Source organism: Flavobacterium sp. LHD-85 (assembly GCF_030929595.1).
Taxonomy (GTDB): domain Bacteria; phylum Bacteroidota; class Bacteroidia; order Flavobacteriales; family Flavobacteriaceae; genus Flavobacterium.
Genome location: NZ_JAVFVR010000008.1, coordinates 22,070 through 37,159, shown reverse-complemented (window position 1 = coordinate 37,159; position 15,090 = coordinate 22,070). Strand labels below are relative to the sequence as shown.

Annotated in this window: 6 protein-coding genes; all 6 read left to right on the top strand. The window is 35.0% G+C overall.

Annotated elements, in window-relative coordinates; genetic code table 11:
• The first annotated feature begins 51 nt into the window (after window positions 1–51).
• The 6 genes from RB618_RS14390 (at window position 52) to RB618_RS14365 (ending at window position 15,033) form a co-directional block, all read left to right on the top strand.
• Window positions 52–4,143, top strand: a complete 4,092-nt coding sequence (locus tag RB618_RS14390; RefSeq protein ID WP_308069364.1) for a two-component regulator propeller domain-containing protein — start codon at window positions 52–54, stop codon at window positions 4,141–4,143.
• 216 nt (window positions 4,144–4,359) lie between these two features.
• Window positions 4,360–7,362, top strand: a complete 3,003-nt coding sequence (locus tag RB618_RS14385) for a TonB-dependent receptor (RefSeq protein WP_308069363.1) — start codon at window positions 4,360–4,362, stop codon at window positions 7,360–7,362.
• A 204-nt stretch (window positions 7,363–7,566) separates the two neighbouring features.
• Complete coding sequence (locus RB618_RS14380; RefSeq protein ID WP_308069362.1) at window positions 7,567–9,087, top strand: RagB/SusD family nutrient uptake outer membrane protein; 1,521 nt, start codon at window positions 7,567–7,569, stop codon at window positions 9,085–9,087.
• A gap of 285 nt (window positions 9,088–9,372) precedes the next feature.
• Window positions 9,373–10,563, top strand: coding sequence for a glycoside hydrolase family 88 protein (locus tag RB618_RS14375; RefSeq protein ID WP_308069361.1), 1,191 nt, complete (start codon window positions 9,373–9,375; stop codon window positions 10,561–10,563).
• Window positions 10,564–10,723: 160 nt separating this feature from the next.
• Entirely contained in the window at window positions 10,724–13,048 is a 2,325-nt protein-coding gene (locus RB618_RS14370; RefSeq protein ID WP_308069360.1) for a glycoside hydrolase family 2 TIM barrel-domain containing protein, read from the top strand.
• Between the two features lie 179 nt (window positions 13,049–13,227).
• The gene (locus tag RB618_RS14365) at window positions 13,228–15,033 is read left to right on the top strand and encodes a glycoside hydrolase family 2 TIM barrel-domain containing protein (RefSeq protein ID WP_308069359.1); all 1,806 of its coding nucleotides are present in this window, start codon (window positions 13,228–13,230) and stop codon (window positions 15,031–15,033) included.
• Window positions 15,034–15,090 lie beyond the last annotated feature (57 nt).

The following is a 15,090-nucleotide window of genomic DNA, read 5'->3' as shown; positions in this document are numbered from 1 at the left end:
CGACTCTGCGACTTCGCGAGAAACTCAATTCACAACATAAATCTGTGCGCTATGAAACTTAAAATAGCTCTTTTATTATCTGTCTTTGTTTTCGGAAATGTATTTTCCCAAAATAAATATCGTCTTAAAAATTTCTCTACGACAGATGGACTTTCGCAGAGTTCTGTCATTGCCATTCATCAGGATAAGTTTGGGCAAATGTGGTTTGGTACACGCGATGGTCTGAATAAATATGATGGAAGCCGTTTTACGATTTTTAGGAACGATGCCGCAGATAAATATTCAATCAGCAACAATGATATTTTAGCCATTGAAGAGGACAACGCGGGAAAAATCTGGGTGGGAACTTACAATGGTCTAAACTGTTATGACCCTGTTTCAAACCGTTTTACAAGATATCTTCATACGAAAGCCAATCATACGATAAGCAATAATGCTGTTTGGAGCATTCGCGAAATTGGCGGTGAAATGTGGTTTGGAACTTCAAAAGGATTAACGATTTTAAATAAAAAAACAGGATTATTTACATCGGTTTTTCATTCAAATGATGATGCTTCTACTCTTCCGAGCAATAATATTTTGAGCATTTTAAAAACCAAAGAAGGCGAAATCTGGATTGGAACGACAAAAGGTTTGTGCAAGCTGACCTATCGAATGAATGGAAAATTATTCTTTAAAAATTATCCTTTAAACACAATTGATTTATTGAACGTACAATCGGTTATTGAAGATAAAGATGGTAGTTTGTGGGTTGGAACAAAAAACAAAGGACTTTTAAAATTTGACCAAAAACAGAAAACTTTCGTTTCTTTTTTACCATCTGAAAAATACCGCGAAATCAATACTGACATTCGTTCTTTAGTCATTGACAAGCAAGGTTCTTTGTGGGTTGGCGCTTATGACGGAATTTACATTTTAGGAAAAGATAAAAGCCTTCAGAAAATCAATAATAGCAATAATGCAAACGGAATCGACAAAGTAAAGTCGGTTTTCATGGATAAAAAAGGTTCAATCTGGATTGGCTGTTATTATAAAGGCGTTAATCTTTGGGATGTTTCCAATGTCAATTTCTCTAACTACAATCAGAATTCGAAAAAGATTCCGATGAGTTTTGATGTGGTGAGTTCAATAATCGCCGATAAAAACCAGAACATTTATTTTGGAACTGAAGGAGGCGGCATTACGATTTATAATAGAAATAGTGAATCTGTAAGTTACATCAATAGCAAAACCGGACAGACCAATAAAAATGATATCAAAGCAATGTGTCTTTCTGACGACCATATTTTATGGATTGGCACTTTTTCTAAAGGGTTATCTGCTTACAATACCATTTCTAAAAGAATTGAAGATAATAGAATTTCATCTGATTTAAGCGAATTACTAAAAGACAGCGGTGTTTATGCTCTTAAAACGGAAGGTTCTATTCTGTGGATTGGAACTTTCGGAAAAGGTTTAATCCGTTACAACACAATCAGCAAAACTTTTGATGCTATTGGAAATGACAATGCTAAACCTGTTTTCCTGACCAATAATATTCTTCGTACGATTTTAGTTGATAAACAAAACTTTCTTTGGGTTGGAACTCAAAATGGTCTGAATCGTATTCCGCTCAAAAATTTCAGTCCAAAGAAATATGCTATTCAGCATTTCTTTTACGATCATTCGACCGTTTCTGGCGATGATATTTTGACTTTATTTCAGGATTCTCAAAACAAAATCTGGGTAGGAACAAAAGCAAAAGGACTGCATTATTTTGATGGAAAAAAATTCAATCGAATCAATCTGAGAATTGGAAATACGGTTATAACTTCTATTCATTCCATTTTAGAAGATGATGATAAAAACCTTTGGATCAGTACCAATCAGGGGATTATCAAATACAATACAATTAAAAAATCGGTTGTTATCTACGATCAGAAAGACGGTTTAGCAAGTAATGAATTTAATGACAATTCGGCTTTAAGATTAAGTTCAAATCAGTTTTATTTCGGAAGCCCTTCTGGAGCAACATTTTTTGATGCTACCAAAATTTCCTTAAACAAATATGCTCCGCAAGTCTTAATTACCGATTTGAAAATTAAAAACGAAACGGTTCATGCACATGATAAAGAAGGCATTCTAGAACAAAGCATCGGTTTCACCAAAACCATCACTTTAGATTATGATAAGGCCAATTTCTCGATCAGTTTTGCGATTCCAAATTACATTCGATCAAAAAACAATCAATACAGTTATCGTTTAACAGGCTTGGAAAATAACTGGACAACAACTAAAAACAGCGAAGCCAATTTTGCAATTCAGAATCCGGGAACTTATACTTTTGAAGTTCGCGGTGCCAACAATGATGGCGTTTGGAATCAGAATCCAACCACGCTGACTGTTATTGTAAATCCTGCTCCGTGGCGCAGCATTTGGGCATTTATGCTGTACGGAATTGTAATTGGTTTAGGTCTTTACGGTTTAATCTGGATTATGAAATCGAAAGCCAGACTGAAACAAAAGCTTGAACTGGAATATCTGGAAACACAGCGAATTGAAGAAAACAACAAACTAAAACTGGATTTCTTTACCAATATTTCGCATGAATTCAGAACGCCTTTGACTTTGATTTTAGGACCATTGCAGCAAATTTTAGCCGATTACAACGGAACGAATGAAATGTATAAAAAGCTTCTCGTGATTGAAAGCAGTGCCAATCATTTGTTAAGCCTAATTAACCGTTTAATGGATTTCAGAAAATTGGAAAATCATCAGGTGGAGTTAGAATCTGCAAATGGAAACATTGTTAAATTCACCAAAGAGATCTTTTTATCATTTATTGAATATGCTAAAGACGGCGGTTACGATTATGAGTTTGAAACTGAAAACGAGGAAATTTTGGTTTATTTTGACCGTTACAAACTCGAACGTGTATTTTACAACTTGATTTCGAATGCTTTTAGATATACTCCAAAAGGCGGTTCGATTAAGATTAAAATCAATCACGATCAGCAAAATCTGTTTATTGCTGTTGAAGATTCGGGTGTCGGAATTGCAGAAGAACACATCGATAAAATTTTCGATTTGTTTTTTGAAGTTCCAACACACAATCAGGTTCAGAAAAACTATAATAAAGGAACTGGAATTGGGCTTTCAATCGTAAAAAACATTGTTGAGCTTCATAAAGGAAAAATCGATGTTACCAATAAACCTACCGGCGGCGTAATTTTTAAAGTGACTTTACCACTTGGTCGCGAACATCTTTTGGACAGCGAGATTATTCCTGACTTTAAAATCAGTGATGATATAGAGCAATACAAAGCGCAACTGGAACCTTCGGAAGTTGTCGAAAATGAAGACATCGAAGACTTAATTGTAAACGAAGAAAAGCAGACTATTTTAATTGTTGAAGATCATAAAGTCTTGAGAAAGTTCATGAAAAACCTTCTTAAAAAAGATTACAACATTATCGAAGCTGAAAATGGTAAAATTGCTTTAGAAAAAGCTTTGAAATTTGTTCCAAATCTGATTATCAGTGATGTTATTATGCCCGAAATGGTAGGAACTGAATTATGCTCGAAAATAAAGGAAAACATCAAAACCAGTCATATTCCGGTTATTTTATTGACTTCGCGATCTTCATTGGTTTACAAATTTGAAGGATTGGAAAGCGGCGCCGATGATTACATTAGCAAACCATTCAATTTAATGGAATTCAGGCTTCGCGTTAAAAATCTTCTAAATACAACAGAACGTTTAAAAATCAAATTTTCAAGCGAAGACAGTTTTGTTCCGTCAGAAATCACGGTTTCTTCTTTGGATGAAGAATTATTGAAAAAAGCATTCAAAATTGTGGAAGAAAACATTTCGAACGAACAATTTGATATTCCGTTTTTCTGTTCTGAATTAGGCGTAAGCCGAACGATGTTATTTTTAAAAATCAAAGCTTGGACGAATTGCACGCCAAACGAATTTATTCATGAAATTAGATTGAAACGCGCAGCTCAATTATTAGAACAAAACAAATTGACCGTTTCTGAAATCAGTTATAAAGTTGGTTTTAATAATCCGAAATACTTTAGCAAATGCTTTCAGAAAAAGTATGGAGAGACTCCATCTCAATATGCCGATAAATTTTATAAATCTTCGGTCGTAATTTAACAAAACCACTGTTTAAAAGGGTTAAAAAAGGGTATCTGTATTTTTAGATACCCTTTTTTGTATTTCTATATCGTTTTCGAAGTATACATTTGCGATATGAAATTCAAAAAAACGAGCTACTTATTGCTTCAGATTTTATTTGTCATTCTAATCATCGGAATGAGTTTATTGCTTTTCTACTTAATCTAACTTATTAACCCTAAAACCAAAAAATGAATGTTTACAAACCAAAAAAACAAATCGTTTAAATGGTGTTTACTGGTATCTTTTTTACTGATAAATATCGTGATGCACGCACAAGAACGAAAAGTGACTGGAAAAATAACTTCTAGTGAGGATCAACTCGGACTTCCTGGTGCCAATGTTTATATTAAAAATTCTTCTGTTGGAGCTTCTGCCAATATGGATGGAAATTACTCTGTAATTGTTAATGAAAAAAATGCCGTTTTAGTTTTCAATTTCGTAGGATTTCAGACTGTTGAAGTTCCCGTTGGAACAAAAAGTGTAATCAACGTAAGTTTAAAGCCAGATACAAAAGCACTTGACGAAGTTATCGTAGTAGGTTATGGAACTCGTAAAAAGAGCGATATTACTGGATCTGTATCTTCGGTTACAGCAAAAGAACTAACTGCTTTTCCTCTTTTAAATGCAGAACAAGCTTTACAAGGTCGTGCAGCGGGTGTTTCGGTAATGACGAATAATGGTGGTGAACCTGGAGCTCCTGTGAAAATCAGGGTTCGTGGAGGAACTTCTATTAATGCAAGTGGAGATGCTCTGATTGTTGTAGACGGTTTTGCAGGCGTTTCTATGCCAGCACCACAAGACATTGCTTCTATCGAGGTTCTAAAAGATGCTTCTGCAACTGCTATTTACGGATCTAGAGGTTCAAACGGAGTTATTATGGTAACGACCAAAAAAGGAAAACCTGGAAAACCAGTAATTGAATTTAGCAATTCGACTTCTGTTCAATCGGTAAACAACAAATTGCATTTATTAAATGCAGATCAGTTTGCGGCTTACAGAAAAAGTTTTACAACGCATACCCAAGGTCCAGCAAATACAGATTGGCAGGATGTAATTTATCGTGACGGAATGATTTCAAATACGCAATTGTCTTTTTCTGGTGGATCTGAAAATGTGAGATATTATGTTTCTGGAACGTATTTCAATCAAAATGGTGTTGTAATCAATTCAGGAATTGACAAATACACCATCGTAGGAAACCTTGAAGCCGATTTAACTCCGAAGTTTAAAGTGGGATTAAACACTTTTACAAGCAAACAAAACAAAGAAGGAATCGTGAGCCAAACTAGCGCTGGAGGAACGGGTGCAGCGGGTGTAATTGCATCAGCTTATCGTTTTATGCCTGATAAAGGAATTTATAATGCTGACGGAACTTATACTACAACTGCTCCAATTGGTGATGATATTGACAATCCGTATGCTACAGCAATGGAAAATATTTTGGAAACCGTTTCTGTTACAAACCGAAATAATTTCTTTGCTCAATACCAAATCACAAAAGATCTTGATTTTAAAACTACTTTAGGTTTAACTGATAGTAATTCACAAACTGGAAGATTTATTCCTTCAACCTTAATCGCTGGAAAAAACATCAAAGGAGAAGCTTCTGTAAACAACACTAGATTTTCTTCTTTCTTAACAGAGAATTATTTGACTTTCAAACGTGAAATTATCGATAAAGGAATCTTGACGGTTCTTGGAGGATATTCATACCAAAAAAACAAAAACGAAAATTCGTATGCGGCTTCAAGAGGATTTTTGACGAATACCAATTCGTATAGAAATTTAGGCGCTGGAACTGTTTTCTTAAAACCTGATTCTGGTTTATCTGAAACGGAATTAATCTCTGCTTTCGGAAGGTTAAATTTTGATTATGCCGACAAATATTTATTGACGTTTACAGCAAGACGAGATGGTTCTTCAAGTTTTAGTAAAAATTATAAATACGGAACTTTCCCTTCTGGTGCAATTGGATGGAACATTAGTAAAGAGAACTTCTTAAAAGACAATAAAACGGTTTCAAACTTAAAATTAAGAGCAAGTTATGGAGCAACAGGAAATCCTTCAATTGGGGCCTACTCTACTCTTTCTAGATTCTCTGAAATCTATTATGTAAGTGGTGACGTGATTACCAATGCAGTTCAGTTAACTTCTTTGGATAATCCGAACTTGAAATGGGAAACGTCTTATCAGCAGGATTACGGAATTGATTTAGGTTTGTTTGATAACCGAATTAGTATTACAGCAGATTATTACAAAACAATTACTAAAGATTTGTTGTTCAATAGACCGCTTCCTGGAATTTCTGGAATTGGTTCTCAGCTTCAAAACGTGGGTGAATTGGAAAATAAAGGATGGGAATTGGCTATTAATACTAGAAACTTTATTGGTGCCGATTTTACTTGGTCAACCAACTTTAATATTTCTTCAAACAAAAACAAAGTATTAAAATTGGCCGACAACAAAGACCTTTTAATCAACTCTGCTCCTGGACATTTCTTGGCTACTGAATCGCAGATTTTAAGAGTTGGACAGCCAGTTGGTTCTTTCTTCGGATTTATTTATGATGGTGTAATTCAGCAGGGAGAAGCAGTATTGCCAGGAAACTTTGAAACTGTTGCGGGAGGTGAAAAATTTAGAGATGTAAATGGCGACGGAAAACTGGATTCTCAGGATAAAACAATCATCGGAAATCCAAATCCAGATTTCATCTTCGGATTCAACAATGATTTTACTTATAAAAATCTTGATTTGAACATTTTCTTCCAAGGTTCACAAGGAGGTCAAATCTTAAACTATACTTTGATGGAATTGGCTTCTGGAAACAACAATGCTACAACTGAAGTTTTAGATGCTTGGACACCAACCAATACGGATACAAATGTTCCTGCAAATGCGGCGAGAACTAAAAGAATCACGTCAAGATTTGTTTATGACGGAAGTTACATCCGTTTAAAAAACGTTTCTATCGGATATAGTTTAGATGAGAAAATTGTTTCGAAAATAGGATTAAGTAAAGTTCGTTTTTACATCAGTGCGCAAAATCTTTGGACGATTACAGATTATCCAGGTACAGACCCTGAAACGAATTACTTAAACGACACCAACTCAAGAAGTAACACCAATTTAGGATTGGATTACGGAGGATATCCAAACGTAAGAACGTTTACAGCAGGATTCAATTTAAAATTTTAATCTAATAACCTCTTTGGGTCTATTAATTAAACACATAGAAACATAGATTTTATGTGTGAAGAAAGAATACAAAAAGAAACATGGTTTCTAACACATAGCTATCTATGTGTGTTATAGATAAGTGAAACGCCTTTTTAAGAGTTTTAAACCTATGCCTCTATGTGTTAAAATTAATTACATCCAATTAGCTCTAATAAAAATACTATGAAAAAATATATAGCTCTTCTTTGCTTAGGAACAATGACTTTTTTCAGCTGTTCTGATCTGGAAGAAAAACCAGTAGGAATTATTCGTCCAGAGAACTTTTTCAATAATACAGACGATTTGCAGGCTGCTGTAAACGGAGCTTTTGCCAACATTGGCCATAATAATTATTGGGGAAGAGAATTTACAATTGCCCTTATGCTTCGTGACGACATGTCTGATATTGGCGACAGAACAACTCAGGCTGCGCGTATTGACGTAAACGACATGTCTATGAACGATACGAATGCGCTTGTAGCAAACTTTTGGCCTCAGTCGTATGTTATTATAACTGCAGCTAATCAAGCCATTGAAGGTGCTAAAAAAACACCTGGAGATCCAGCAAAAGTAAATGCCATTGTGGCTCAAGCGTATTTTGCAAGAGCTTTTGCGTATTATCATTTAGTGCGCCTTTTTGGAGACATTCCCTATGTTGATTTTGTGGTGAACGATGTATCGCAAGTAAATTCTTTAAGCAAAACAAAAGAAGCAGACGTTTACCCAAAAATTATTGCCGATTTGGAATTTGCGAAACAATGGTTGGATGACAAACCAAAAGTAAAAGCTGTTCCAGGAAAAGGGACTGCTGCAGGTTATCTGGCTTCTGTTTACCTGACTTTAGGAAATTTTCAAAAAGCATACGATGAAGCAAAATTTGTTATTACAAACGAAGCTAAATTTGGTTTAGGTTTGGATGCTGATTTTCAGGATTTATTCAATGCTACCAAAACAGCTTCATTAAAAGAACCTTTATTTACAATCGACTTTAATAACTTAACATCTGGAAATTACGGTCAGGATTATACCGCGTTTTTTACTGGATCGTTGAAAGATGACAGTTACAGTTATGGACAAGGATTCTCGGTTGCTGTTCCTTCATTAAAAGTATTCAATACTTGGGATCAGAGAGATTACAGAAGAGCGGTAAGTTTTGATACCATTATTAGAAAGAAAACTGGTCCTGGCGGATCGCTTCAGGTTTATCCATCGAGCGATAACGAAAAAGCTCCACGTCCGCATATCGCAAAATATTTCCGTTTTCCGGGAAAAGCTGGTGCTAATGGAAGAACTTCGCAGCACAATTACATCACAATGCGTTTTGCTGAAGTTTTGTTGACTGCTGCTGAAGCTTTAAACGAAATTAATCCAGGAACAACTGAGGCTAACGGTTATGTAAACCGTGTTCGCGCAAGAGCGAGAAATAAAGCAGGAAAACTGGTTTCTTTCCCAGCAAATGTAACTCCAGGATTATCTCAAGCCGATTTCAGAAAAATGGTTATTGACGAAAGAAGATTAGAATTGGCGTTTGAATATGTGAGATGGTACGACATTAAAAGATTAAAAATCGGACCAGAAGTATTCGGACCAAACGGTTTAGAACCGCATGCTAATTTTGATCCAAACAGAGATTATTTATGGCCATTGCCAGGAACAGAATTGGCCATTAATCCGAATCTAAAACCTAATAATCCTGGTTATTAATTTAGTACAATTATAATTGAACGCGAATGAAACGGGTTCGCTATCGCGAAAACGCAGATTGAAACGGATTTTTTAATCACGTTGTGTATAATTAGGTTTCACGCAGATTTAAAAAGATTTAAGCTGATTAAAATTGATTTTTTTTTAAATCTGATTTATCTGCCAAAATCTTTTTAAATCTGCGTGAAATAAAAAAATTCCGTGCAAAATCAGCTCCGATAGAATCCGTAAAATCTGTGTCTAACATTTTAGTATAGAAACTAAAAATAAAGATTAATTAGTAATATGAATAAAATTAGTTTCATTTTAATCCTTGGGTTTGCATCGCTTGCAACAGCGTGCAAATCTGGGGTTAATCCTCAAACAAAAAGCACAGCAGAAACAAATAATCTACTCGAAACGCGTTACAAAATGCTGCTCGATTATCCAGTAGATTCGATGTCGATGCCGAGAAGCATGAATGTCAAAACTCTTGAAATTCGCAAAGTTCCGTCCAGAGATTGGACAAGCGGTTTTTTTGCTGGAAATCTTTGGCAATTGTACAGACTAACGGGCGATTCAAAATATAAAGAACAAGCTCAAAAATGGACTCCTTTCAGCAAAAAGGAAAGTGTCAACAGTAATTCGCATGACGTAGGTTTTAAAGTGTTTTGCAGTTTTGGAGAAGCACTGAAAGTGGAAAACAAGAAAGAGTACGAAGCGGTAATTGTAAAAGGCGCTGAAACTTTATGCAAAAGGTTCAACCCAAAAGTGGGTTCCATTCGTTCTTGGGATTTCAACAAAGAAATTTGGGATTATCCAGTAATCATAGACAATATGATGAATCTAGAATTGCTTTTTGAAGCGTCTAAAATATCAGGAAATCCAAAATACCGTGACATTGCAATCCAACATGCTAATACGACTTTAAAAAATCAGTTTAGAGCAGACAATTCGTGTTATCACGTTATCGATTATAATCCGAATACTGGTGAAGTTAGAAAGAAAACTACACTTCAAGGATACAATGACGATTCGGTTTGGGCACGTGGACAAGGCTGGGCAGTTTACGGATTTACTATGTCTTATCGCTATACAAAAGATCCTGCATACTTAAAACAGGCAGAAGCGACCGCAAAGTTTTTTATGACCAATAAAAACCTACCAGAAGACGGAATTCCGTATTGGGATTTTAAAGATCCTAGCATTCCAAATGCAGCAAGAGATGTTTCTGCCGCGATGGTTATGGCGCCTGCTTTATATGAGTTATACAGCTATACCCAAAATAAAACTTATCTGGCTTTCGCCGATAAGCTGATGGCTTCGGTGCAAACGGATAAATATATTTTGGATGCTAAAATTAAAGCGCCTTTCTTATTCGATCACAGCACAGGAAACTGGCCAAAACATGACGAAATTGATGAACCAATAATCTACGCCGATTATTATTTTTTGGAAGCATTAATAAAGGCGCAAAGTCTTAAAGGTTCAAAGTAACAAAGGTCCTGAATCTTTAAACCTTTGAGCCAGAAAAACCTTTGAACCTTTGTAACTATGAACCTTTGTAACTATGAATAAAACGAATAAAACTTTTTCAATTTTTGCGCTTTTTGTTTTGTTTCAAATTTGTCTGAGCAGCAGTTTTGCTCAGACAAAGATGAACATTAACGACAACTGGCTTTATTTAGAAAATGACACTCAAAAATTAAACGAAGCACAAAAAGCGTCCAATTGGACTTCTTTAAACTTACCGCATACTTGGAATGCCGAAGATGCAACCGATTTATATCCAGGTTATAGACGCGACGCTAGCTGGTATCAAAAGAAATTAAATATTCCACAAATCGACAAAAATCGCGTTTATTCTTTATACTTTGAAGGTTCGAATGTAACTACAAATGTGTATGTAAACGGAAAAGAAGCCGGATCGCATATTGGCGGTTACATTGGATTTTCTATCGATATTACCAATTTTATTAAAGAAGGAAATAACGACATTTTTGTTCGTGTAGATAATAGCTACGATATTGAAATTATTCCGTCTCAAAAAAGCGATTTCTTTATTTATGGCGGAATTACACGTGATGTATGGCTAATTTCGAAGTACAAAAATCATATCGAAAATATAAAAATTACAACTCCTGAAGTTTCTGATAAAAAAGCTTCAGTACAGATTGTTTCTTCTTTTGCAAATCCTGAGAATTCAAAAGACTTATCATTGACAATAATTTTAAAAAATCCGAAAGGGAAAAAAGTAGCAAGCAAAACCGTTTTGGTTACAGATAAAACCTCAACCATCACTTTTGAAAATATTAAAGACCCTGAACTTTGGGATACTGAAAAACCTAATTTATATAAACTAACCGCTTCTTTATCCGAGAAAAATCAAATTATAGATAGCGTTTCAGAAAAAGTAGGCTTTAGATGGTTTGAGTTTAAAGATCATGGTCCGTTTTATTTGAATGGAAAACGTTTATTGATTCGTGGTACGCATCGCCATGAAGAACAAGCTGGAGTTGGCGCCGCGATGAGCAACGAACAGCATTGGGCAGATATGAAATCGATTAAAGAAATGGGCGCTAATTTTGTCCGTTTAGCACATTATCCGCAAGATCCTGAAATTTATAAAGCTTGCGACGAACTCGGGCTTTTAGTTTGGGATGAATTGCCGTGGTGTCGTGGCGGAATTGGTAATGATGTTTGGAAAACCAACACCAAAAACATGTTGGAGGAAATCATCAATCAAAATTACAATCATCCGAGTATTATTATCTGGTCTTTAGGAAACGAAATCAATTGGCTTCCTGATTTTCCTGATGGAGATAATGCTGATAAAACCAATGTCTTTTTAAATGAATTAAATGATATTGCGCATAAACTAGATCCGACAAGAAAAACGGCAATTAGAAAATATTATGAAGGATCGCATATTGTAGATGTCTTCTCTCCTTCTATCTGGTCAGGCTGGTATTCTGGAAGCTATAAAAGCTATCAAAAAGCGATTGATGTTTATAAAAAAGAATACAAACACTTTATTCATGCCGAATATGGCGGAGACAGCCACGTTGGACGTCATAGTGAAAATCCAATTACTGGTGAAAATGTAATAAAAGCGGAAGGTTGGGAAGAAGCTATTGTACAGACTAAAGTAGCTAACATTGCACAAATTGGTGATTGGAGCGAAAATTATATAGTTGATCTGTTTGACTGGCATTTGCATATATCCGAGAATGATCCAACGTTTGTGGGAAATATTCAATGGGCATTTAAGGATTTTGCAACGCCTTTGCGACCAGAAGATGATATTCCGTACATGAACCAGAAAGGATTAACAGACCGAAACGGAGTTCCGAAAGATGCTTATTATGTTTTTAAAAGCTATTGGGCGACAGCACCTTTCGCTTACATCGAATCGCATACTTGGACAGAACGTCAAGGTCCTGAAAACACACCTAGAACAATCAGTGTTTTTAGTAACTGCGAGAAAGTAACTTTTTTCCATAACGGAAAATCATTGGGAGAAAAACAGCGAAATCTTGCTCTGTATCCTGCAAATGGACTAACATGGGATGTAAATTTTGAGAAAGGTGAAAATGTATTAGTTGCCGTTGGAAAAACAAAAGAAGGAAAAACGGTTTCTGATACATTGAAAGTCAATTATCGTTTCAATAAAAACGATACAGCTTCTTCACTCCAATTATCATCAGAAAAACTGAAAAACGGTAATTATCTGGTTACAGCAATTGCAATTGACAATAATAATTTACGCTGTCTGGATTATGAGGCTAGTGTTTATTTTCAATGTTTAAAAGGTGGTAAAACGCTAAAAAATCAAGGAACACCAACCGGAAGCGAATCTATTAAAATGGCAAACGGAAAGGCATCTATCGAAGTTATCCCTGATGGTTCTGGCAAACCGATTGAAATGACGGCATTGAATCAGAGCTTTAAAGGAGAGTATTTGAAGATTCCAGTTGAGTAAAAAAGGTTCTAAGATGCTAAGTTTTATTGTTTCACGCAGATTTAAAAAGATTTAAGCAGATCATAATTAAATCTGCTCAATCTGCAAAATCTGCGTGAAACAAAATCATTTTAATCCCTGGCTATCAATAAAATATTCATTCCAAAAAAATATAATTACAAAACAAATTAATACAAAAAATGAAAAAACTATTAACCGCACTACTCCTAACCTCTTCCGTTTTGGCTTCTGCGCAAAATCTAATCTCGAATGTACCCAACCGAAACACCACTTCTTTAAACGGAGTTTGGAATTATATTATAGATCCATATCAAACAGGTTTTTACAGCTTTCATCTTGACCAATACGATAAACAGGAAAAACCAGCAAAAGGAGCATTTTTCACCAATTACCATGCTCAAAACAAACAAGAATTAGTAGAATATGATTTTGATAAATCACCTACAATCAATATTCCAGGCGATTGGAATTCGCAGGTTACAGAACTGAAATATTATGAGGGAAATGTTTGGTTTAAAAAGTCTTTCGATTACAATTTAGCTGCTAATAAACGTCTGTTTTTATATTTGGGAGCTATTAACTATAAAGCTGATGTATATTTAAATGGAAAAAAACTAGGAACTCACGAAGGCGGTTTCACTCCATTTAATTACGAAGTAACTTCGATTGTAAAACCAACTGGAAATTATTTAGTTATCAAAGTTGATAATACACGTCACAAAGAAGATGTTCCGACTGTAAATACCGATTGGTGGAATTACGGCGGAATCACTCGCGACGTGACTTTAATAGAAGAAGAATCATCTTTTGTGGAAGATTATAATATTCAGCTGAAAAAAGGCAATGCAAATGTGATTTCAGGTTTTATTAAAATCAATAATTTGGATGCATTAAAAAATCAGATTTCAATTTCTATTCCTGAATTAAAAATTAATTTTAAAGGAAAAGCGGATAATAATGGAATTTTAAACTTCGAAATTCCAGCAAAAAAAATCTCTTATTGGTCACCAGAAAATCCGAAATTATATGAGGTTACTGTTGACTTTAATGGAAAAAAATTAAACGATCAAATTGGTTTTAGAACTATCGAAACGAAAGAAGATAAAATCTTGTTGAATGGAAAGCCAGTGTTTTTAAGAGGAATTTCGATTCACGAAGAAAATGCAAAAGGTGGACGTGCAAATTCTCAGGAAGATGCTTTACGTTTATTAAACTGGGCAAAAGAATTAGGCTGCAATTATGTTCGTCTGGCGCATTATCCGCATAACGAGAACATGGTTAGAGAAGCTGATAAATTAGGTTTAATGGTTTGGGAAGAAATTCCAGTTTACTGGACGGTTGAATTTAAAAATGAAAACACATATAAAAATGCTCAAGATCAATTAACTGCCGCTATCACAAGAGATAAAAATAGAGCTAGTATCGTGATTTGGTCTATGGCAAATGAAACTCCAGTTTCTGATACTCGAAATACTTTTATCACAAATTTGGTCAATCATACAAAATCGTTGGATAATACCAGATTAATTAGTGCCGCTTTATTAACGCATAATGGAAAGATTGACGACGAAATTGGTAAATCGCTTGACATTATTGCTTTCAATCAATATCTAGGCTGGTACGGCGGTAATTTAGAAAATGCAGAAAAGACATTCTGGACTACACCATACAATAAACCTGTTTTTGTTTCTGAATTTGGTGGTGATGCTAAAGCAGGACTTCACGGAGAAAAAAACGAACGTTGGACTGAGGAATATCAGGAATATTTATACATTCAGAACTTAAAAATGATTGAAAAGATTCCTCACTTAAGCGGAACAAGTCCGTGGATTTTGGTTGATTTCAGATCTCCGAAAAGATTGCTTCCAGGTATTCAGGACGGTTACAATCGTAAAGGCTTAATTTCAAATGATGGTGAAAAGAAAAAAGCGTTTTACATTATGCAGGATTGGTATGCTAAGAAGAAAAAGGAATATCAGAATTAATTCGTCATTACCAATTCATTAACAAAAAACAGACTGTAAATTATATGATTTTTCTTC

What these genes read in the sequence shown, in the direction of transcription:
- RB618_RS14390 (WP_308069364.1), top strand. Translation starts at nt 52, where the DNA reads ATGAAACTTAAAATAGCTCTTTTATTATCTGTCTTTGTTTTCGGAAAT.
- RB618_RS14385 (WP_308069363.1), top strand. Translation starts at nt 4,360, where the DNA reads ATGTTTACAAACCAAAAAAACAAATCGTTTAAATGGTGTTTACTGGTA.
- RB618_RS14380 (WP_308069362.1), top strand. Translation starts at nt 7,567, where the DNA reads ATGAAAAAATATATAGCTCTTCTTTGCTTAGGAACAATGACTTTTTTC.
- RB618_RS14375 (WP_308069361.1), top strand. Translation starts at nt 9,373, where the DNA reads ATGAATAAAATTAGTTTCATTTTAATCCTTGGGTTTGCATCGCTTGCA.
- RB618_RS14370 (WP_308069360.1), top strand. Translation starts at nt 10,724, where the DNA reads ATGAACATTAACGACAACTGGCTTTATTTAGAAAATGACACTCAAAAA.
- RB618_RS14365 (WP_308069359.1), top strand. Translation starts at nt 13,228, where the DNA reads ATGAAAAAACTATTAACCGCACTACTCCTAACCTCTTCCGTTTTGGCT.